Annotated in this window: 17 protein-coding genes; 8 read left to right on the top strand and 9 right to left on the bottom strand. The window is 54.1% G+C overall.

All coding sequences use genetic code 11. The features are described 5' to 3' along the window. Window positions 1-45: 45 nt before the first annotated feature. On the top strand, window positions 46-513 hold the full coding sequence (locus tag DN387_RS03960; RefSeq protein ID WP_156326260.1) for a GIY-YIG nuclease family protein: 468 nt from the start codon (window positions 46-48) through the stop codon (window positions 511-513). A 642-nt stretch (window positions 514-1,155) separates the two neighbouring features. Here DN387_RS03960 and DN387_RS03965 read toward each other — a convergent pair. Further along, window positions 1,156-2,085 (bottom strand): hypothetical protein, encoded by a 930-nt coding sequence (locus DN387_RS03965; protein ID WP_156326259.1) that lies wholly within the window; start codon window positions 2,083-2,085, stop codon window positions 1,156-1,158. Between the two features lie 102 nt (window positions 2,086-2,187). Then, window positions 2,188-3,759, bottom strand: coding sequence for an RNA-directed DNA polymerase (locus DN387_RS03970; RefSeq protein WP_236171928.1), 1,572 nt, complete (start codon window positions 3,757-3,759; stop codon window positions 2,188-2,190). Between the two features lie 763 nt (window positions 3,760-4,522). Here DN387_RS03970 and DN387_RS03975 point away from each other — a divergent pair. Beyond that, window positions 4,523-5,305: a DUF2971 domain-containing protein gene (locus DN387_RS03975; RefSeq protein ID WP_254506009.1), complete on the top strand. Its 783-nt coding sequence runs from the start codon at window positions 4,523-4,525 to the stop codon at window positions 5,303-5,305. A gap of 365 nt (window positions 5,306-5,670) precedes the next feature. Here the strand turns inward: DN387_RS03975 and DN387_RS03980 are convergent, their stop codons facing one another. From DN387_RS03980 to cynR, 4 genes are all read right to left on the bottom strand, one after another. Further along, window positions 5,671-7,497 carry a class I SAM-dependent methyltransferase gene (locus DN387_RS03980; protein ID WP_236171925.1) on the bottom strand — a complete coding sequence of 609 codons (1,827 nt, stop codon included), beginning with the start codon at window positions 7,495-7,497 and terminating at the stop codon, window positions 5,671-5,673. A 342-nt stretch (window positions 7,498-7,839) separates the two neighbouring features. Further along, window positions 7,840-8,190, bottom strand: coding sequence for a hypothetical protein (locus DN387_RS03985; RefSeq protein ID WP_156326197.1), 351 nt, complete (start codon window positions 8,188-8,190; stop codon window positions 7,840-7,842). Window positions 8,191-8,274: 84 nt separating this feature from the next. After that, window positions 8,275-9,279, bottom strand: coding sequence for a sensor domain-containing diguanylate cyclase (locus DN387_RS03990; protein WP_082405704.1), 1,005 nt, complete (start codon window positions 9,277-9,279; stop codon window positions 8,275-8,277). Between the two features lie 136 nt (window positions 9,280-9,415). Then, the gene (cynR, locus tag DN387_RS03995; RefSeq protein ID WP_054914638.1) at window positions 9,416-10,315 is read right to left on the bottom strand and encodes a transcriptional regulator CynR; all 900 of its coding nucleotides are present in this window, start codon (window positions 10,313-10,315) and stop codon (window positions 9,416-9,418) included. Window positions 10,316-10,426: 111 nt separating this feature from the next. On the opposite strand from cynR, the gene DN387_RS04000 reads away from it, so the two are divergent. The 4 genes from DN387_RS04000 to DN387_RS04015 all read left to right on the top strand — a co-directional run bounded on the left by DN387_RS04000 (window position 10,427) and on the right by DN387_RS04015 (window position 13,171). Further along, entirely contained in the window at window positions 10,427-11,068 is a 642-nt protein-coding gene (locus DN387_RS04000) for a carbonic anhydrase (protein ID WP_054914637.1), read from the top strand. 29 nt (window positions 11,069-11,097) lie between these two features. Beyond that, window positions 11,098-11,568, top strand: coding sequence for a cyanase (cynS, locus tag DN387_RS04005; RefSeq protein ID WP_043861410.1), 471 nt, complete (start codon window positions 11,098-11,100; stop codon window positions 11,566-11,568). 78 nt (window positions 11,569-11,646) lie between these two features. Next, on the top strand, window positions 11,647-11,886 hold the full coding sequence (locus DN387_RS04010; RefSeq protein WP_054914636.1) for a DUF2790 domain-containing protein: 240 nt from the start codon (window positions 11,647-11,649) through the stop codon (window positions 11,884-11,886). Between the two features lie 61 nt (window positions 11,887-11,947). After that, complete coding sequence (locus DN387_RS04015; RefSeq protein WP_054914635.1) at window positions 11,948-13,171, top strand: amidohydrolase family protein; 1,224 nt, start codon at window positions 11,948-11,950, stop codon at window positions 13,169-13,171. A gap of 173 nt (window positions 13,172-13,344) precedes the next feature. Here the strand turns inward: DN387_RS04015 and DN387_RS04020 are convergent, their stop codons facing one another. Further along, window positions 13,345-15,792 carry a TonB-dependent receptor gene (locus tag DN387_RS04020; RefSeq protein ID WP_054914634.1) on the bottom strand — a complete coding sequence of 816 codons (2,448 nt, stop codon included), beginning with the start codon at window positions 15,790-15,792 and terminating at the stop codon, window positions 13,345-13,347. Between the two features lie 187 nt (window positions 15,793-15,979). Here DN387_RS04020 and DN387_RS04025 point away from each other — a divergent pair, with 187 nt between their 5' ends. Both DN387_RS04025 and DN387_RS04030 read left to right on the top strand, forming a co-directional pair. After that, window positions 15,980-16,495 (top strand): sigma-70 family RNA polymerase sigma factor, encoded by a 516-nt coding sequence (locus tag DN387_RS04025; RefSeq protein WP_054914633.1) that lies wholly within the window; start codon window positions 15,980-15,982, stop codon window positions 16,493-16,495. Beyond that, window positions 16,492-17,439, top strand: coding sequence for a FecR domain-containing protein (locus DN387_RS04030; protein ID WP_054914662.1), 948 nt, complete (start codon window positions 16,492-16,494; stop codon window positions 17,437-17,439). Before DN387_RS04025 ends, DN387_RS04030 begins: the two co-directional genes overlap by 4 nt. Before the next feature lie 124 nt (window positions 17,440-17,563). Here DN387_RS04030 and DN387_RS04035 read toward each other — a convergent pair whose 3' ends face one another. Continuing rightward, the gene (locus DN387_RS04035; protein ID WP_054914632.1) at window positions 17,564-18,433 is read right to left on the bottom strand and encodes a GyrI-like domain-containing protein; all 870 of its coding nucleotides are present in this window, start codon (window positions 18,431-18,433) and stop codon (window positions 17,564-17,566) included. A gap of 95 nt (window positions 18,434-18,528) precedes the next feature. After that, window positions 18,529-19,926, bottom strand: a complete 1,398-nt coding sequence (locus DN387_RS04040) for a PLP-dependent aminotransferase family protein (RefSeq protein ID WP_058540087.1) — start codon at window positions 19,924-19,926, stop codon at window positions 18,529-18,531. Window positions 19,927-19,934: the final 8 nt, after the last annotated feature.

Genomic DNA, 19,934 nt, shown 5'->3' on the forward strand with positions numbered 1-19,934 from the left:
TCAGACGAATTAGCTTAATCGTTATGCACAATTTGATTCCGGGAAATGAGTGAAGAAATTAGAAATTGGTATATCTATATTTTGAAGCTTGAACTGAACTCATGGTACGTGGGCACAGCTAAGGGGTTGAGATCAAGGCTGCGAAGCCATGGTAAAAAAAGCCCTTACTCTACATTAAAGAAAAAGGGCGCTGTCGAATATATGGAGAGCGGCCTCACGGGAAAGAGAAAAGCAACTCATTTACATGCAGCTTTTAGATCAATTGGCGATTGTTTCTGGGTTACAGAGATTGAAAATACTATCACCGTAGCCTTGGGGCAAAAGTTTGGTTTCGATAAGGTTAGGGGTGGTTCTATAATTCAGCCTTGGAATTACGAGCTAAGTGATATTGAAGTGAAAAATCTAATTCGACGATTTAGTTGTAGTGATATTAGGTTTAAATACAAGCTCAACGAAATAAATTTAGATCAAGAAAAGCCATTTGTCTTCCCGGTTACTCGGCGAAGTGCATAGCAAGGCATTCAAGTACGCTCGCCGGGACGCGCTTTCAGCGCGCCTCTTAATTCCGTATCATGCATTATAAGGGACTTTCAATGTCAGAGCGACGTATCGACTCAAAAGTGTGAGTTTTGCACGTCTTCAAATATAAGGGCATTCGTTCAGCATGGCAGTTATTTTTTGCGCTGCATCTCTTGCAGCCAATCGCATGTCGCCACAAGCTGGCTCGCGCTCTCTTCAAAAATCACAGAATCATTGCGAGCCACCGTCGTAAGCGAAGCCTTTCAAGAAATAGAATTTCTTGCGGAGGGCGTTGGCCCTAACTTCATTTCAAAGGTTTCAAAAGCAGCATATGCAGGCCAGCTTGTAATGCTTACGTCGAGCAGCAAAAATGCATAACATGCCAATCAAGTTCGCGCCTTCGGCGCCGGACGTTGCTACGCAACGCCGATTTTTTCAAAGTTATAGCCAGAACTCTTGTTTATTAGTGAATCGCCCCGAGTTTCATAGCTGCTTTCGAGCCTCAGAGATAACAGCCCAGTCCCAGTGAGACCGTCCGCTTTTGGCCGACTGCTGCCCTTCATGACCGGCGGTTTTCGACCCATAGCTGCCCTACAGGCAGTCGAACAAATAAATCTGTCTCTTTTTCGCTTGAAATCACAAGGAAGTTTGATATTTATTTCCGTTCACTTGCATAACTGTCCCGCCAAGAGCGAGAGTTAGCCTATGAAGGCGATCTTTTCGTATCTGTCCAAGGCGCCATTCGCTCGCTAATTTTTTTATAAGATCTTCAGTCAGTAGAGGGCCATCTCGATGCAAAGTTCTATAAACTGCCAGCGCTAAACCCTTGTCCTTCACAATGCTGATTGCTACCTGGCAATCTAAGAACTCCAGTACCTCCTGAAAATCATGAATCATTTGCTTCCATTTCGATTCTGTAAGATTAACTCGGTTTTTCAAAATCTCTTCTGCGCTGTACTCTGGATTATCCGGCGAGCCGAGCCCTTGGTCATGCGCAATCTTATGGCGAGTTTTATAATAGCCATTAAGTCTAGACAGGCTTGAGCCAGAAAACTGAGTAATGCCCCACACGGAATTAAAAACCTTCAACCTTTCGGTATATCTTCCTTTTAGCGGAGAAGCTGTTGAATCCAATGTTTTTAATATTGACTTTCGGCGCACTTCAAACTTTTTAGTAGTTTTCAGAAGCAGGGGTACGTCATCACCCATATAGCTTGCATCCCCTTTGCGCCCCTCATATAAAGAACACAAAAAATAATACCCAGAAAGTGCATTTTCAAATGCCGAGCACAAGTGAAGGATTGAGTTTATTCTTAATGCCTCAGGATTTTTTGTCATCAAAATGTTTGAGAATGCTGCAAGGCTTTTTTTTGATACTCGATCCAGCGAGTAATCTTTTGCGCCCCAAATCTCCTTAACCAAAGGGTCAGGGTTATGATTTCCGGTACTTTCCAGAAAGCTTAAGAGTTGGCATGTGCGACTATATGCATAGGCGGACGACCAATAAAGCTCATTCACGCGTACAATCTCAGACTTGAAGATAAGTAGCGGTTGCAATCCAGCCATAGAAACTCCCTCTCTATTATTAGTCACTTTCAGTTTTAGGTCTAATCATGGTGGGGCTGTCGCTCAGCACCATGAACGTACGGTCAAGTTGAATGGAACTGCTTATATTAATTTTTCAATGGCGCCACTTATTCCGTGTGAAAGCTTCCAATGCTTCCGCTCGTCCGGACCGAGCTTTTTGCTTGCATATAGAATAGCCATTTTTAAAAGCGGTGATGCGTTAGTGTAATCATCTTTTATTGCTAAAGCATGAGCTCTGGCCCCGGATGTACAGACGACTAGAGCCGCAAGTCGCTTGATGATTTCTGAAGTTGTCTCGGAGTACAGCTGAAAAATTTCTTCCGAGTGATTCCACTGTGGGGAGGAAGCAAAAATATGCAAGACCCACATCGCATAGTACGGTGGTGGTGGATTTCTCTTGCTTTTTAGCGGCTTTAATAGTTTTTTCGCTATCCTTTTTCGATCTCGTGAAGATAAGTTGTCAAATGACAGCACGTACTTTGATATTTGCTCCGCTACGGGATATAGCAATTCAGCATTATCAATGACCAGCTCCAGCACTTTACGTTTGAGATCTTCATCAAGTCCAGGAATCCTCGGAATTTTCGTTAATACATAAACGACAGCTTCATAATCAACCAGAGTAGTGTCACTTAGAGAGTCTTCCAGCATGGCCTGCAGATCTATTCCATGAAAAAGCTGTAAGATTACTTCTATCTCTTCTTCTGTAGGCTCTTCCTCATCGGCAGCGTCCTCATAACCAAATCGGAAGTCCCTAAGTATATTGACTACAGAGTCCCGATCTGTAAGTGCCGCATCATGCTTGAGAAGTATTTCTTGTTTAAACCTGGCAATGGGCAAAATTTTCGTTTTAGCTGTCTGTAACGTCAACCCATGGTTAGTATAGAGCCACTCACCAAGATGAAAAAGCACTGATTGCGCTTCATATTCCGACGAGCAAAAAATATTGTAATCATCAACCCACCTAACGAAGCTTACACTCTTACTCTGCAGGGTTGAATCAACATCTATTAAAATAGCTTCAGCTAATATCCTTGAGGCATAAGGGCCGACAGGAATGCCATAGCTATTTCTGCCCATCAAGTTGCTAACAAGCTTTTTGATCAGAACTCTTGCTACATCTCTAACCCTCTGTGATTTTGCAATGCTCTCAATAACATTTTCTAACCTGTGCTGATATACCCTTGGGAAAAAGTCTGCAATATCGGCCATGGCGACGTATTTGGTTGCTGGAGCTTCCGACTTAACTTCTAATTGGTTACGATATTTTTCGTGGGAGCTTTTGACCTCGTATAAAGTTTTGTCGCTGCGAGTGTCAACCCGATACGAGAAAACCTTCTTTGCTCTGACAGGGATACGACTTTGCTCTATGTCATTTTTTGCTATCAACACGAGAGAGGTGTAAATTATTAAATCCTGCGGATGAAGAAGATGAACTACTCGAATATTTGCACGATTTTTTGGAGCAAAAACTTTTGTTAGCTTAAAAGGCTCATAAGTATCTAAGTCTAGCTTTTCCAGCGCTGCGCGCACTGTTGGCCAGTTGTTTTTAACAACCTCCCATTCAGGGGGAGGGGGTAACATAGTGCTGTATCCATGATGATCAATCGCCTCGCGGGCATTATCAAGCTCAGCTTCCGTTAGGTTGAACATTTTGCATCCATTCCCTTCCAAAAATATGTATGTGTAATTTGTCACTGCCTCTATCTGACTACCTCGATCATGCACTCAGAAGCAGAAGCAGAAGCACGCAGGAGAGCAATGCAAATTTGCTCAAATATTATACACTTAAAGGGCCATTAAAAAGCCATCATCTGTTTTGATATTATTATTTCAATTCCGGCGTAAGGCAGCGTTTGCATACTGCACCTTGTCCTTGATAGCTGTCCTACGCGAATGGCAGCTTTGGGTCGATAGCAGCCTTTGACGAAGGTCTGCGACGAGTCGATAGCTGTCACCGGCTACCCTGGGCTTTCTCCTCATAGCCGTTGTTCACACAAGGCGGCTCGGCGCCATCGCCAAGCCCCCCAAGTGAGTTGGGTTTTGGGGCTGGGTGTGTTTTTTAGGGGCACTGGCGTTTTCCAGCCCACAAAGAAAAACCCCGCAGACATTAATCTGCGGGGCTTACGAATGGTGGAGGCCGAGGTGGGAATCGAACCGGGGTAGGCGGATTTGCAATCCGGCAGAAGAAAGGCGGCTTCATGCGTGATGGGTGAGGAAATCAGTTCCAAAAAAATCACGTTTTGCACGTCTGCAACCTGCATTCTACAAGGGCCACCCCTTCAGTTTTGGAACTGATTTTCTTGGCCTTCGTCACTGACTGACCAGCACTGAAGCTAGCGGATTCGATGTAGAATACGTCCTGTAGCGCAGCGACAACCCGGACGTTGCTACAAATACACTTAAGGTACAAGAAGTGATACTTTACAAATATATGTCTCACATAGCCTTGGCTGCTGTGTTCAAGAACTCAACCATTCGATTTACAACCCCTGAATTCTTCAATGATCCATTTGACTGTGCCATCTCTGGTGGAAGCGGCGCAAACAAAGAGGATGACGCGGGCCTTTCGAACATACTGACAGCCATGCACTACAGAAAAAGTATAGGCGTTTTATGTCTTACAAGAAATCCACTCAACCTACTAATGTGGGCCCACTACGCTGACAACCACACTGGAGCAGTCATCGGAATAGACACTGAGATAACGGGATTAGAGTGCGACACAGGGAATTTGATACCTGCAAGGTCTGGATCGGTAGTTTACACATCAATAAGACCATCCAGCTTTGGATCCGAACTCCCTTACGAGTTCACAAGACCGAAAGACAATGCAATATTGGAAAAAATATTCCTTCACAAGTCCGTTCACTGGGCATACGAAGAGGAGGTTCGAGTAGCTAGAGAAATTTACCCACAGATCACTGAAAATAGGGTATCTCACAAAGACGACTCATATAAAGACTTCGCTATCCCTCAGGAAGCATTTAAAGAAGTCTACCTGGGCGCGCGATTCCGTACATGTCCTGAGAATGAGGCAACCATCCAACTTATAAGAAGAACTTGTAAAGACGCAATAATTTCAAAATGCCACCTTAGCCCTACAGAATGGAAAGTTGAAGGAAAGCCCATAGACAACAGCTCCGATTTCTTAGGCTTTTTCTTCACTGATCATTCCTCGTCCCAGCCAAGCGCGTAGGCTACGCCTCGGTTACACCATTTTTCAGTGATGCAACAGCTGCGTGAGATTCGAGCCTTAGGCCGCACCACCATAAGCGGCCTGTGCATCTCCCATGTCTAATACAGTTCACCCAGTTTCAGCGATTTTGGCCCAGTAAAGTCGAGAAGTTTCAAGCAGTTTTAGACAGTTTCAGCCCCTCCCACTCAGGTGCTCTGCCAACCACGATCCGTCCTCCATCGTCACTTCCCCCTCCTACCACAGGCCGCTATCGACCCATAGCTGCTCTTCGCACAAGAAAAAATGGCCAAATACAGGCGTAAAACAGCCACTAAACGCACGTTTGATTGGAGGGGCGACTGATACGCAGGAAATGACAGTGCGCCTTACGTTTTGGATTTGATTTTCTTTCTCTTTTCGTATTGTGGCGGCTCGAAGTTAGAGCCGTCAGTACTAACAACATTACATCCATAGAAATAGTCATCTTGGTAGTAATATTTGTTTTTTACTATTGCATCCAGGGCAAATCTAAAAACAAGTTGACGGGACGTATCACTCCAATCCTCTGAAATCAACGGCGCAGTTGATAACCAGTCATATATATATCTACACTCATCGAAAGGGAGTACATCCAAGAACATTGAGGTAGTCTTCCCTTCTGCAACATATTGATAGCGTTTGGTTTCCGAAACTTTATTATGCGCAGGATAACTGACCTGAGCGAACGGAGGGTAAAATGACAACTCGTCTGTAGCAACATCGCACAAAAATGGCATCTTGCGATCATAGTCAAACCTTTTAAGGTCCTTTAAAGACTCGGGCCAGTGAGCATCATCATGGCGAAGCGCATAGAAAACAGAAATTGCGTCAATTGCGGATTTTTTCTCGGTTGAGCCAGTAAGCTGTGATGCCCATCTATCATAAAACTTGAATCCAGGATTTGTTTTTGACCTTGCCCTACTGGGTGCCAGATTACATAGCGCTAAGGTGTATAGAATTGAGTGCAGGTATGAGCATTCCAAAGCCTCACCTCCTGTGCACTCGGGAAAATATTTTTCTTGAAAGGCGTTCAGTTCATGCTCTACCTCGGTATGATCGGCCTCCTCAGCGTCTGTATAGGAGCTCCCAAATTCTGGAAGCCTTGATGATATTTTGGCTAATTCATTAAGAATTTCCTCGCCAAGCTCATTCTGAGGGGTGATCATACTTTGACCGCGCTGATTGGCTGCATCAACGCAACTCACAAGCTCGCTACTTAGGGAAGAATTCACCCCCCGCACTGAAGGTGCAATTATCGCTGCGATATCCGCTATATGGCGGGTTATAAATGATCCATAGTAGGCATCAAAGTTTCGCCTTACTATATCAACAAAATTTTTGTGCGGAGGATAATAGTCATCATGCTCTTCTGGATCAATATCCTCAAGCATACTAGGGATCCAATATCCTTCTGCTTCAGCGCTATCGCTTGTTGACGAGTCCTCAGGAGAGTCTAGGAAAGATTTAGGATAGAGGTAGTTTGCAATCAAATTTGTATAGTTATTGCAGGCTGTCTCGTCATCTATGTCGGGCTTGCTAAAGTTTGTTATTAACACCCCCAGAGGTGCCAGCGCAGAGTGCTTGAATATATTGGAGAGAATTCTTGCTGTTTTTTGTTCATGGCTAGGTAAAGGTGCACAGGCATCATAATAAATAATATCAAATCTACGCGGAGAAGCCACAAAGTAATCTTCAATATTGGTATTCATCAGCTTTACCCCACGGAGAGGTGAGCACTTAAGGGTTGTGAGTGCCGAAGCAAAGACCCCCTCATCAAGCTCGAAAGCCCATATGTTTTCTGGGCGTACACCTAGCTCAGTAAGAATGGCAATGTCGTTGATCGGCTCAGGTCCTGCGAGATAGGCAACTGTAAGCTCTTCTGGTTTTCTCATTCCGATGGTTGACGAGCGAAATTTTCTCCATGATAGAACATCTTCGCTTTTGCATTTATTGGCTGCTCGAGAGTAGCTAGAGTCTGGCCCTGAAGACTTCAGCTTTTTGATTACTTTATTAATGTAATTATCCGGAGCAATAGTGCAGTCTTCACGTCTTACAGTCAATAATTCTACAGCATGGCTAATTGCTGCCTTTCGCGCAGCTTGCTTCGTTGGCTGGCTATAACTTATTGATGGTTCTTTTTTATCAAAACAAGTAGGCCCTGGGGTAGCTGGCATATGTTCTCCTGTTTGCTTTTAGTTCGGCTGCCCGCCCTTTTTGAGCAATAGCTATCTCAGAAGCGGGCTGTAATATGATTCCAAAATTCAGGCGCATTCAGTCTAGCTGCTTTTACCGACTCATCCTTAGCCCGCTAAGGCTGCCAGCGCATATCTGGCAGTGTCGTGACTGCTGTCGAGCGGTCACGCGGACCTAGACGTACATGTGCCATAAATTTTTATCATTGAAAAGCTCAGGACGGTTATGCCGGCACTGGCCGCCTACTGACGCACACAGCGAAGGACTGCTATGGGTCGAAAGCGGAACTAGTGCAGTAAACGATTTGAAGTAATTGTCGGGAATTACTCCGACCATTCATGCTTGGCTTTAGGTCCGCCAAATTTCTCTACCAAGGCCATTGCTAACTGGCTCATGTAGTGATCAGGATTGCGTTTGCAGTAGCTATCGGCAAATGCAAGTGCCTTATCGTTATCATAGATTTCTGCCTGCAGGTTATCTGGCGCTGTGCGTATATTGCTACCACTGGCAAAACCCAATAGCCACATTGCGAGTGGTAGCCTTAATGAGTTTCCGGCTGAGTCGTTCCATTGTGTGCATGAGTAAATTGCTGGGCCAGGCATTGTCACCGTGTCATTGGCTGCAGCTGTGAGTGACGAAAAAGACACTAGTAGTGCGAGAATCTGGCGTTTCAATCCTTACTCCTAAGTATTAAGCAGGCGACGAATCGCACTCGCCGCTGCGTTTTCTCCAGCATCACCGTGGCTGGAGATGGCCCTTTATGAATGACGGGCAGTTGTTTGTTCTTCTGCACCTTCTACTGCTGAACAGCCCGAAAACCCCTCCAACTGCACATACTCAATGCGGTGCCGTCCGTTGTTTTTAGCCGCATAGAGCTGCTGGTCCACGGCTTTGATGAAGTCTGTAGGCCTGTCCCGCTCGCCTGGCACCACCGAGCCTGCGCCTATGCTGACAGTCAGGCGGTGGTCATGTGGCGATAGCGCATGCACGATGGACTGCTTGTGGATCAACCGCTGGCAGCGGTCAGCCACTTTACGCGCTACCTCGGCATCGGCTTCGGGCAGCAGCACGATAAATTCTTCGCCGCCATAGCGAGCCACAAGGTCGCGTGGGCCATCCAACGCCAAACTCAGGGTCTGGGCAATCGCTATCAAACATTTGTCGCCTTGAATATGGCCGTACAAATCGTTGTACTGCTTGAAAAAATCGACGTCCAGCAACAGCAGCGACAATGGCCGGCGCTCGCGGCGCGCACGTTCCCACTCCAACTCGAAACAGCTGTCGAAGCGACGACGGTTGGCAATATTCGTCAGGCCGTCCTTGAACGAGAGCACCTCCAGCTCTTTCTGCAAACTCAGCAACTGGTCTTCGGTCTTCTTGCGTTCGCTGATGTCGAACATGAAGCCGATCAGTGCTTCGACTTCGCCCCTGTCATTGCGCACCACGTGTACAACGTCGCGGATCCACACATAGCCGTTGTCCTTGGTCAGCGCTCGGTAGTCCGCCTCATGGTCCACGCCAGCCTTGGATTGCGTCACGCAGAAGTTCACCACATGCTCGCGATCTTCTGCATGCATGCGCATGGCCCAGTCTTCCACGCTCACCCAGCTTTCAGGGCTCCAACCCAGCAACGCCTCGATCTGAGGGCCGATGTAGGTGAACTTCATCGAGGCCCAGTCAATCTTCCAGGGAATCGCCTTGGTCGACTCCAGAAGGGTTCTGTACACCTCACTGTCATTGACAAGCTCGCTTGCATCGGACATACACGATAGCCCTCGGAACCCTATGGATAAGCCACTTTAGCAGCCCTGGCAGGGCAAGTACTGCGTACCGAGCCATGCGTCGGTACATTGCGACATGGAAGAGGTTGCGGGCACGCTGAAAGCCCTTCGTATTCCGCTACTCATCTGTTTTGGTCGTCAGATCACTGGCCACTTCCTTGGCCAGCGCCATAAACGCCCGGGCAGCCGCGGATTGATAGACATTCTTGCGCTGCATCAAGACCGCTGTACGCTCTAGCCGATGCGGCCCCAACTCGACAGACACCAACTCTGGGTGCTCCTGCGCTATGGCGGCGGGCAGCAAGGTCGACAGCGTGGTTCTGCGCACCACCTCAATCAACGCACCAATTACATTGGCCTCCATCACCACGCGCGGGCGAATGCCGTGCTGGTTGCAATAGCGGTCGATCTGTTCGCGGGTGGCGAACGCTTTGCTGAGCAGAATCAGCGACTGCGCATTCAGCGTCTCCAGGCCGACAGCCCGCGCCCCGGCCAGCGGGTGTCGGCTACCAACGACCAGGGCAAGCGTTTCAACCAGCAGCGGATAGGCTTCGATGTCTGGCGCATGCACCTCATCAAACGCAATCCCCACATCCAGTTCGTCCCTCAGCAGCAGGTTCTCCATCTGCTCCTGGGCCAGTTCATGCACGTTCAGCGTGATGTTCGGGTAACGGCTGTGAAAGGCTTCCACCAACGGCCCGACCAGGTAGGTCGTGAAGGTTGGCGTCACCGCTATGCGCAGCGTTCCTCGACTGAGATCGCCCACATCATGGATCGCCCGCTTGCCTTCGCGCAGCTCCTGCGCCGCCCGCAATGCATAACGCAGGTACACCTGCCCGGCATCGGTCAGGCGTGTTTTGCGCCCTGAGCGATCGAACAACTGCGCCCCGAGGCTTTCCTCCAGCTGGCGCACTTGCTGCGACAGCGCGGGCTGCGAAACATGCAGTGCCGCCGCGGCACTGGTAAAGCCCTGATGTTCGGCGACCGCAAGAAAATACTGAATATGGCGCGCCAGCATGCCTGTACCTATAAGTTTATCTGATGAAGATAATCATATATGAGACTTTTACCTTATTGCACGGCCTCCGTAACCTTTGCCTCATCGCATCGCGAACCAACGGAGTCAACCATGCAAGACATCATCGACGGTTTCCTTAAATTCCAGCGCAATGCCTTTCCTGAACGTGCCGGCCTGTTCAAAGACCTGGCCAACCAGCAGAGCCCACGGGCGCTGTTCATCTCCTGCTCCGACAGCCGGCTGGTGCCGGAGCTGGTCACACAGCGTGAGCCGGGCGACCTGTTCGTCATCCGCAATGCGGGCAACATCGTGCCGTCCTACGGCCCTGAGCCAGGCGGTGTGTCCGCCTCGGTGGAGTACGCGGTCGCAGCCTTGAAAGTCAGCGACATCGTGATCTGCGGGCATTCCGACTGCGGCGCCATGACCGCCATCGCCACCTGCAAATGCCTGGACAACATGCCCGCCGTGGCCGGCTGGTTGCGCTACGCCGATTCCGGTCGGGTGGTCAACGAGGCCCGCCAGCATGTCGACCAGCACGCCAAGGTCGCCTCGATGGTGCGCGAAAACGTCATCGCGCAGTTGGCCAATATCCAGACACACCCCTCGGTACGCCTCGCGCTGGAAGAAAAGCGCGTGACGTTGCATGGCTGGGTCTACGACATCGAAAGCGGCTGCATCCAGGCCTTCGACAGCCGCACCGGCAAGTTCGTGTCGCTGGCCGAAAGCCCTACCGCTTGCGTTGCTACCCACTAACCCCAGTTTCTACCCACGGAGATATCCCCATGATCCAATCACAAATCAGCCAAGACACTCGCCTTGCCCTGACCGACGTCATCCTGTTGGCCAAGGCCCGCAAAGACCTGTCGTTCGCTCAGATTGCCGAAGGCACCGGCCTGCACGAAGCTTTTGTCACCGCCGCCTTGCTTGGTCAGCACCCGCTGCCGGCCAACGCAGCCCAGGTGGTTGCCGACACCCTGGGCCTCGACGCCGATGCCGTGCTCCTGCTGCAAAGCATTCCGCTGCGCGGCAGCATCGGCAACGGCATTCCTACCGACCCAACCATCTACCGCTTTTACGAAATGATTCAGGTCTACGGCACCACGCTCAAGGCGCTGGTTCACGAGAAGTTCGGCGACGGCATCATCAGCGCCATCAACTTCAAACTGGACGTCAAGAAGGTCGATGACCCAGACGGCGGCTCCCGCGCGGTGATCACCCTGGATGGCAAGTACCTGCCGACCAAACCGTTCTGATCACCCCACCCATGGGGCCCGGCGCTGCATGGCTGCCGGGCTCCATGTTCTTGAAAATGTGGAGGAGGGCCTCTGAACATGAAGGCGTTACCTGTACTGATAGCGAGCTTTTTCTGTGCTGCGGCGATGGCCGACGAACCGATACCGGTTGAGCAATACAGCTATGCCCAGCACCTGGACATCGCCCGCGTCATTTCCATCAGCGAAGTCGCGCACGTCTACGCCGTGGTACCTGTGCTCATGACGTATGAAGACTCCAAGGGCCAGAAACACATTCTTGAATACCGAGTGATGGGTAACGGCTGTTCCAACGGTTGAGCTGCCCATGGTTCGTTTTTTACCGATGCGCCTTGGGGCAGCATCATAGAGGGCCAACGTCATGGATCTGATCTTTCGCAATGTGCGCATCGACGATACAAAACCGCTGATGGACGTAGCGGTGCACCACGGCAAGATTGTCGAGATCGCGCCGACAATTTCAGTGCAGGCCGTGCAGGAAATCCAGGGCCACGGCCACGTGCTGATCCCGGGCTTTGTCGAAGGGCACCTGCACCTGGAAAAAGCCAACATCATGCACCGCAAGGCCAATCGCTCCGGCACGTTGAAGGAGGCGATAGCGGTTACCGCCGAGCTCAAACCCACGTTGACTCGCGACGACATTCTCGCGCGCTCCACTCAAGCACTACGTGCGTTGGTGCAGTCCGGCACTACCCACGTACGCGCCCACGCCGAATTCGACCCGGTGCAAGGCTTCACCGGCTTTGATGTGGTGCTGGAACTGCGCGACAAGCTGCGCGACGCCATCGACATCCAGGTGGTGGCCTTCCCGCAGGAGGGAATACTGAAACTGCCGGGCATGCAGGCAATGATGGTTGAGGCCATGGAGAAGGGCGCAGATGTAGTGGGCGGCATTCCCTACAACGACGACTCGGCCCATGACCACATCGACTATGTATTCAACCTGGCCAGGCGCTACGGCAAGGACATCGACTTCCATCAGGACTTCGCCGACAACGCCGAACACATGACCATTGAGTACCTGGCGCGCAAGACCATCGAGCAAGGCTATCAAGGGCGCGTATGCGTCGGTCACCTGACCAGCCTGGGTGCCGTGGCGCCGCACAAACAGCGGGAGATCATTGCCTTGATTCGCGAGGCTGGCATCAGCGTCATGTGCCTGCCCGCCACCGACTTGCACCTCGGTGCGCGCGGCGACAGCCATGACGTGCGCCGTACCCTGACGCCGGTGCGGGCCCTGCGTGATGGCGGCGTGAATGTGTGCCTTGCCACCAACAATATTCGCAACGCATTCACCCCGTTTGGCACCGGCGACTTGCTCAACATCGCGCAATTGGCGATTCCGGCCTGTCACCTGGGCGGGGCGGATGACCAGGCCACGGTACTGTCGATGCTCACTACCCATCCGGCGAAAGCGCTGGGGTTGAAGGATTATGGGTTGGTGCCGGGTGCGCCTGCTGACGTGGTGTTGCTGGAGACGCATTCGGTGGGTGACGTGATTCTCGACCTGCCCACACGGTTGATGGTGCTAAAGCGCGGGAAGATCGTGGCGACGTCGGCCTGTCAGCGTTCGGTGGCTTTCTGATCCAGTTCGATGCAAGCGACTGGTCGTGGGGAGCTGTTACTTCGCTCGCCCACCACCCGGCTCACCCCGCACGAACTCCCTGGCCGTTCAACATGAAGATACTGGTGAGCACAGGGTCCGTCCAAGCGGCCGTTACAGCCGCTTGAAATCGCCCTATCGACCACTGCTCACGGCTAGTTCTCGTAGCGCAGCGTGACGGCAAAGTTGCGGGGTTCGCCGTAATAGTTTCCGGTGTCCTGGCTGAAAATCGCGGTGTAGTACTTCTCGTCGAAAACGTTGTTGAGGTTCAACTGAACGCTCAGGTTCTGGTCGATCCGGAAGTTGGCATTCAAGTCCACAAGGTTGTAGGCACTCTGCGAAATACTGTTCAGGTACAGCTTGCTCTGATGGTACACGCTGGTTCCGACTCGCCATTGGTCCAGGCTACCTGGCAACTGGTAGGTGGTGGCGGCCTTGAACAGTCGCTGTGGCGAGTTCTCTGTGCCATAGGTGTCACCCTTCCTGCTACCCGCCACGTATTCTGGATGGCTGTAGGTGTAGCCCATGGAGGCATTCCACCCGGGCATCAACTCGCCCGAGACCTCGGCATCGAACCCGCGGTTTCGTACTTTGGCGCCCTCGGTGTAGCACCGCGAATCGCGCGTGGGCCCACACACGCGCCCAGCCTCGGGCACGACCTGCGCAAGGCCTGTCTGATCCACCTGGAACAGCGCCAGGGAGGTATTGAGCCTGCCATCGAACAGTTCGTTTTTTACGCCCACTTCGTAGTTGCTGCCCGTTGTGGGTGCGAGCAGTTTGTTGTCGACGCTGTAGTTGCTCTGCATCTTGTAGATCTCGGTATAGCTGGCATACACCGAGGTAGTGTCATTGACGTCGTAGACGATGCCGCCGTAGGGGATGATCTTGCGGTTTTCCCTGAAGCGGTCCGTCTCCCACGGGCCCTGGGTGTCGTAGTCGACCCAACTCAAGCGGCTGCCCAGAATCACGTGCAGATCATCGAATGGGTTCAGGCGAGTGGCTGCATAGATCCCCTTGTCCTTGCGCACATGTCGACTGGGCGTCAGGCTGCCGACTATCTGCGGTTTCGGGAATGTGGAGGTATCGAAGTCCAGAATGTCGACGATAGGGTTCACGCTGGACGAGCCTGTGACGTATTGCAGCCTGTCACGCCGCAAGTTGGTACCGATCACCACCTCATGCTTGCGCTCCAGCAGGTTGAACGCACCGTTGAGCGCCGCGTCGAGATTGATCTGTTCGTCATCGTAACGGGCGCTGTTCGGCCAGTACTGCATCGTCGAGTCGGTGTCCTTGGTGTGGTACCCAACCTGAGCGAGAAAATCCGAATTGGACCAAATCAGGTTGGTGGCGACGGTGAGGTTCCAGTCCTCATTGAAGCTGTGCTTGATATCGGCAAAGACGTTGCGGTTGATCTTGTCCAGGTACGCCCACTTTCCAGCGAACGACTTCGACCGCGAGAAGTTGTATGAGCTGCCATCCAGGTGGGTAGGCAAACCGCCCCAATCGTAGCCGCCACTGTTGTCCTGCTGGAAGGACGCCCCCACTGCAACCGTGGTCGAGTCATTCAGGTCGACTTCGCCGATGGCGTAGAACAGTTGGTTGTCCTTGTCAGCGTAGTCCTGATAGCTGTTTCGACTGTTGTACATCAGGACCGTACGGCCACGCACGGTGCCCTCTGCGTTCAAGGGGCCGCCAACGTCGAGTTGCGTGCGGTAGTTGTCCCACGAGCCAGCACCGATCTCTGCCTTGAGCCGGTATTCACGTGTCGGTCGCTTGCGAACCATGTTGATGGCCGCAGACGGATTACCTGCCCCTTGCATCAGGCCGTTTGCGCCTCGGACAATCTCTACCCGGTCATACATGGCCATGTTGTTCACCGACATGACGTCCATCGAGAAGCTTTCCGTGACGCTGCTCGGCAGGCCATCGAATTGCAGGTCGTCGACATGGAACCCTCGCGAGTAGTAAAGCGGACGCTCAGTGCCGAACCCCTTGACCGTGCTGATGCCCGTGGCTGCCCTTGCAACGTCTTCCAGGGACTGCATGTTCTGGTCGTCCATCTGCTGACGCGTGACGACGCTGATCGACTGCGGCGTTTCGCGCAGCGAGAGATTCATCCGCGTCGCTGTGGTGGTGCTACCTGTGGTGTACGACCCCGAATCCTCGGTGATGGCGCCCAGCCCCGAGCCTGTCACGTTGGTCGCGTCCAGTTGCAATGAACCCGACGGTGCAGCCGGCAGCAGCACATAGCTGTTGTCCCCACCTGCAACCGCCTGCAACCCGGACCCGCTCAGCAACACGGCAAAGCCCTGGTCGATGCTGTAGCGGCCATTGATGCCCCGGCTCTGCTTGCCTTCGGTCAGCCCGTTGTCGAACGACAGCACCACGCCTGCTTCGGTGGCAAAGCTGTTCAGCACAGTGGCCAGCGCCCCGGCTTCAATGGCAAATTCCTGCTGATGCAGCGTACGGGCTGTTACCTGGCCTTCAGCCGCGTGGCCAAGTGCTGGAGTGGCCATCAACAACGATGCGCCAAGTAGGGCAAGGCATAGCGCGCTTGGGGTGTTCAACGTGGCGGTGCAGAAGCCTGGAAGGGGATGCTGCATGCTTACTCCTGATGCGGTTGTTGGCATTTTGTGAGGTGTCTGCAAAAGGAGTCGCGTAGCCGAGAGGAAAGTGACAACGCGTTTCGAAATTTTTTCCTGGCCTGATTTTCACGGCCAGAAGTCGATTGCTCTCAGGCCATCATTTCACTATATTGCGATTAATTCTTATTCACTGTTTGGCCTGGATATGCCGTCTGGCAACCTTATCGCGACCCTCTACAACGACCATCAACCCTGGCTCATCAGTTGGCTGCGCAAGCGCACCGGGTGTTCGCAGGCGGCGGCAGACTTCGCCCAGGACACCTTTGTTCGCGTGCTGCTCGCCGAGCGCCGTGAACCCCGGGCGGCCATGCTCAATGAGCCTCGGCATTTTCTGGTAACCATCGCCAAGCGGGTAATGATCGACAGTTTTCGCCGTCAGTCGGTGGAGCGTGCCTATCTGGAAGTGCTCGCCGCGCAGCCCGAGTCGTTCGAGATTTCTGCCGAAGAACAGCTTTCGTTGCTCCAGACACTTCTGGAGCTGGATCGCATGCTTGACGGCCTGGGCGTGAAGGCCAAAACGGCGTTCCTGATGTCGCAAGTGCAAGGGCTGACCTACCCTCAAATCGCCGAGCACCTGCAGGTGTCCGCCAGCTCGGTAACCAAGTACATGGCCCGGGCCACCGAACGCTGCCTCCTGTACCTGGTGGACAATCCGTGGTGACCACCGACGCCCAGCGCCAAGCACTTCGCCATGCTGCGCAGTGGTTCGCGCAGCTGTGCGCGAACCCTGAAGACGCGGCGCTGCGCGCGCAGTGGCAACGCTGGCACTGCCGGAGGGCGGAGCATGAATGGGCATGGCAGCAGTTGACCGAATTGCAGGCGCGCCTGGGCGGCATGCCGCAGCAGTTGGCCTGGAACGTCATGGAAAAGTCCACGCTGCGCGAAAGCGGCCCGAATCGCCGCACGCTACTCAAGGGGCTGTTGCTGGGCGCCGGCGCCAGTTCATTGGCATGGCAGGGATATGACGTTGCGCCCAGATGGATGGCCGACCTCAGAACGCGCACCGGAGAACAGCGCCAAGCGGCTCTTGCCGACGGCACCCTGCTGGTGTTGGATACCGATACCGCGCTGGATGTACTGTTCAATGCCAGCACGCGCTTGCTGGTGCTTCGGGCGGGGGAGGTCCATGTAACCACCGGCAAGGACTCACGTCCGTTGCTGGTGCGCAGCGCACAGGGTGATCTGCGCGCATTGGGCACTCGCTTCGCCGTGCGCCAACTCGACGGGCTGACACGCCTCAGCGTCTACCAGCATGCCGTTGCGGTCCGTCCTGAGCAGGCTGAAGGCGAGGTCGTGATCGAGCAAGGGCAATCGGTGACACTTGATCGTCAGCGACTGTTTGCCACGCAGCCGTTGAAAAAAGGCGAAGAGGCCTGGGCTCAGGGGCGGCTGGTAGTGGAGGGCTGGAGGCTGGATACACTCATCAACGAGTTGCAGCGCTATTGCCCCGGCTATCTAGGCTGCGCCTCGGAGGTCAGCCACTTGCGGGTGTCGGGCTCGTATTCGCTTGGCAACATCGAGCTGACATTGAACACTATCGCCCGTTCGTTACCCATCCGAATCCAGCAGATTACCCGTTACTGGACGCGCATCCTGCCGGTTTGATGATTTACGACTTTCGAAGGCCGGTGGCTCAGACATCGGCTCGCACGGTCCGCTTTTGGCACCACTGCCGCTCGGCCGGCAACTCACCCACCGAGCGGCAACCCGTTTCACACGCCAGCTTCGCCTATTTCAACGGAACGTAGATATCCGTCTGCCATTGATCCTGCGGTGTTTCGGGAAACACGCTCAGGTAATGGAAGAACAATGGGTGATCGCGTAGCTCTTCGTTACTGGAGGGTAGCCAGTCGCGGTAAAGCGGGTAGATGGATTCTCCGATGTAGTCAGGCGACCCCGTATGGCGAATCACGGCGCAACGCCCTGCCGGGATGACCCGTTCATGCACGCCGAATTCGTTGGGCAGCACGGCCTCGTCTATCTCGCCGCAAATCGCGAACCTGAAGGCCTCTGCGGGCGTGGTATCGGGATTGTCATAGGGGATGCCAAACGAGCGGCTCACGGCTACTGGCGACTGACCGCTCTGCATGCGCCACTGACGAAAACGACTGACGCTTTGACTGACGAGGCCGGGCGCCCCGCAATGTTCAAGCGCCGCCACGCGGGTTTCGGCGAACGTCACGATAAGGATCTGCATGGTGATACTCCTGGAAAAGTGAGGGACAACGAAGACCGCATTCCAGACCTGCCAGCTCGGTGCCTTGGCGAACGCACTCGGCGCCATGCCAAAGGCGCGCCTGAACGCCCTTGAAAAGGCCTCGGGGCTTTCGAAGCCAGCACCCAGTGCTGTCTCCAGCACGGACTGACCCGGTGAACCGACCAGTTGATGCGCAGCGCGCCGAAGCCTCATCAACTGCACATACTGTGCAACCGGCACGCCTACATACGCCGTGAATTGCCGGTGAAAATGAAACACCGAGAAGTTGGCGACGCGGCTCAGTGCACTCACCGAGAGATCGCCCTCGAGGCAGGTATCGATATAGGCGAGTACGGCGTCGAACCGTTTTGCGTAGGCATGGCTGTTGCTTGAGTCGGTCACCGAACAAAACCTCCTGAAGATGCGGTGAGCAATAGCATCCGCCTTTGCCCCCTCGTCGTGCCTAGCCGGGTTTGCTCTGATAGGGGTTGCTGCCCCTATGCAAGCCGAGCCAGTTCCCGCGCCACCATCGCCGCCTGCTGCGCACTGGCAACATTGGTAAACCCCATTACCAGCCCGTGCCTGGGCGCACCTGCCAGGTACCACTGCGATAGCGGCTCCACCGCCAGCCCGGCGGCCCGTGCGCGCTTGGCCAGTTTTACATCGTCCACGCCGGGCAAACCGGCTACCAGGTGCATGCCGCCTGCCTGGGTATCGATCAGCAAACGCTCGCCCAACTGCTGCTGCAATGCCTCGATCAGCCATTGCCGGCGCCGGGCGTACAGATTGCGCATCTTGTTCAGGTGCCGCGCAAAGTGGCCTTCGTTGATAAACGCCGCCACGGTGGCCTGCAGCAGGTGAGGGCAGTGGTTGTGCAGCCGGTCGGCCTGGCGGGCGAAGGCCTCGCATTGCTGCGCCGGCACCACCAGGTAGGCCAGACGCAATCCGGGGAACAGCACCTTGCTGAAGGTGCCGGTGTAGAGCACGCGGCCCTGCTGGTCGAGGCTCTTGAGGGCGGGCAGGGGCTTGCCGCGATAACGGTATTCGCTGTCGTAGTCGTCCTCGATGATCCAGCTGCCTTGCCGGTTGGCCCACGCCAGCAGCGCCAGCCGGCGCGGCAGCGACAGCGACACGCCCAGCGGGCTCTGGTGGGTGGGGGTGACCACGGCAAAGCGCGCATCCACCGCGCGGGCGATGCCCTGTTCCACATCCAGGCCCTGGTCGTCCACGCTGACGGGCACCAGCTGCGCGCCGGCTTCCTGCAGGGCGTTGCGGGCCATGAAGTAGCCGGGTTCCTCCAGCCAGCAGCGGTCGCCCGGCTGCATCAGCGTATGGCAAATCAGGTCGAGGCAGGCGCGATAGCCGGCGCACACGAACACCTGCTCGGGGCGGCAGGTGATGCCCCGCGAGATGCCCAGGTAAGTGGCAATCGCCGCCCGTAGCGGTGCGTGGCCGCGTGGGTCCGGGTACACCAGGCTTTCCAGGCCGCCTTGACGCAGTTGCCGGCCGGCCAGCCGCGTCCACAGCTTGCGCGGGAAGGCGTCCAGGGCCGGCAGGCCCATCTGCAAGGGCAGTGGCAGCTCGCCGGAATGGGTGGTCGGGTAGGTGCTGGCGGATACGCCAGGGCCTAGCTGGGGTGGGGCAACCGGGGTCAGTTGCGGGGTGACCACCGTGCCGGCGGCGCCGCGCGCCATCAGGTAGCCTTCGCCGATCAACAACTGGTAGGCCGCCTCCACGGTGCCCCGCGCCAGGTTCAGCTCGGCGGCCAGGGCGCGAACGGCCGGCACGCGATCACCTGGGCGCAGGCGGCCGTCGGCGATGGATTCGCGAAAGCGCTGGTAAAGCTGGCGATAGATCGGCGCCTGCTGGCTGCGGTCCAGTTCGAAGGAAAGCATCTTGGACT

This window comes from Pseudomonas sp. FBF18, assembly GCF_024261405.1.
Classification (GTDB): Bacteria; Pseudomonadota; Gammaproteobacteria; order Pseudomonadales; family Pseudomonadaceae; genus Aquipseudomonas; species Aquipseudomonas palmensis.

Coding starts and splice junctions, on each gene's coding strand:
- DN387_RS03970 (WP_236171928.1), bottom strand. CDS start 3,759: ATGTTCAACCTAACGGAAGCTGAGCTTGATAATGCCCGCGAGGCGATT.
- cynS (WP_043861410.1), top strand. CDS start 11,098: ATGATCCAATCACAAATCAGCCAAGACACTCGCCTTGCCCTGACCGAC.
- DN387_RS04015 (WP_054914635.1), top strand. CDS start 11,948: ATGGATCTGATCTTTCGCAATGTGCGCATCGACGATACAAAACCGCTG.
- DN387_RS03965 (WP_156326259.1), bottom strand. CDS start 2,085: ATGGCTGGATTGCAACCGCTACTTATCTTCAAGTCTGAGATTGTACGC.
- DN387_RS03990 (WP_082405704.1), bottom strand. CDS start 9,279: ATGTCCGATGCAAGCGAGCTTGTCAATGACAGTGAGGTGTACAGAACC.
- DN387_RS04040 (WP_058540087.1), bottom strand. CDS start 19,926: ATGCTTTCCTTCGAACTGGACCGCAGCCAGCAGGCGCCGATCTATCGC.
- DN387_RS03980 (WP_236171925.1), bottom strand. CDS start 7,497: ATGCCAGCTACCCCAGGGCCTACTTGTTTTGATAAAAAAGAACCATCA.
- DN387_RS04025 (WP_054914633.1), top strand. CDS start 15,980: ATGCCGTCTGGCAACCTTATCGCGACCCTCTACAACGACCATCAACCC.
- cynR (WP_054914638.1), bottom strand. CDS start 10,315: ATGCTGGCGCGCCATATTCAGTATTTTCTTGCGGTCGCCGAACATCAG.
- DN387_RS04000 (WP_054914637.1), top strand. CDS start 10,427: ATGCAAGACATCATCGACGGTTTCCTTAAATTCCAGCGCAATGCCTTT.
- DN387_RS04010 (WP_054914636.1), top strand. CDS start 11,647: ATGAAGGCGTTACCTGTACTGATAGCGAGCTTTTTCTGTGCTGCGGCG.
- DN387_RS03960 (WP_156326260.1), top strand. CDS start 46: ATGAGTGAAGAAATTAGAAATTGGTATATCTATATTTTGAAGCTTGAA.
- DN387_RS04020 (WP_054914634.1), bottom strand. CDS start 15,792: ATGCAGCATCCCCTTCCAGGCTTCTGCACCGCCACGTTGAACACCCCA.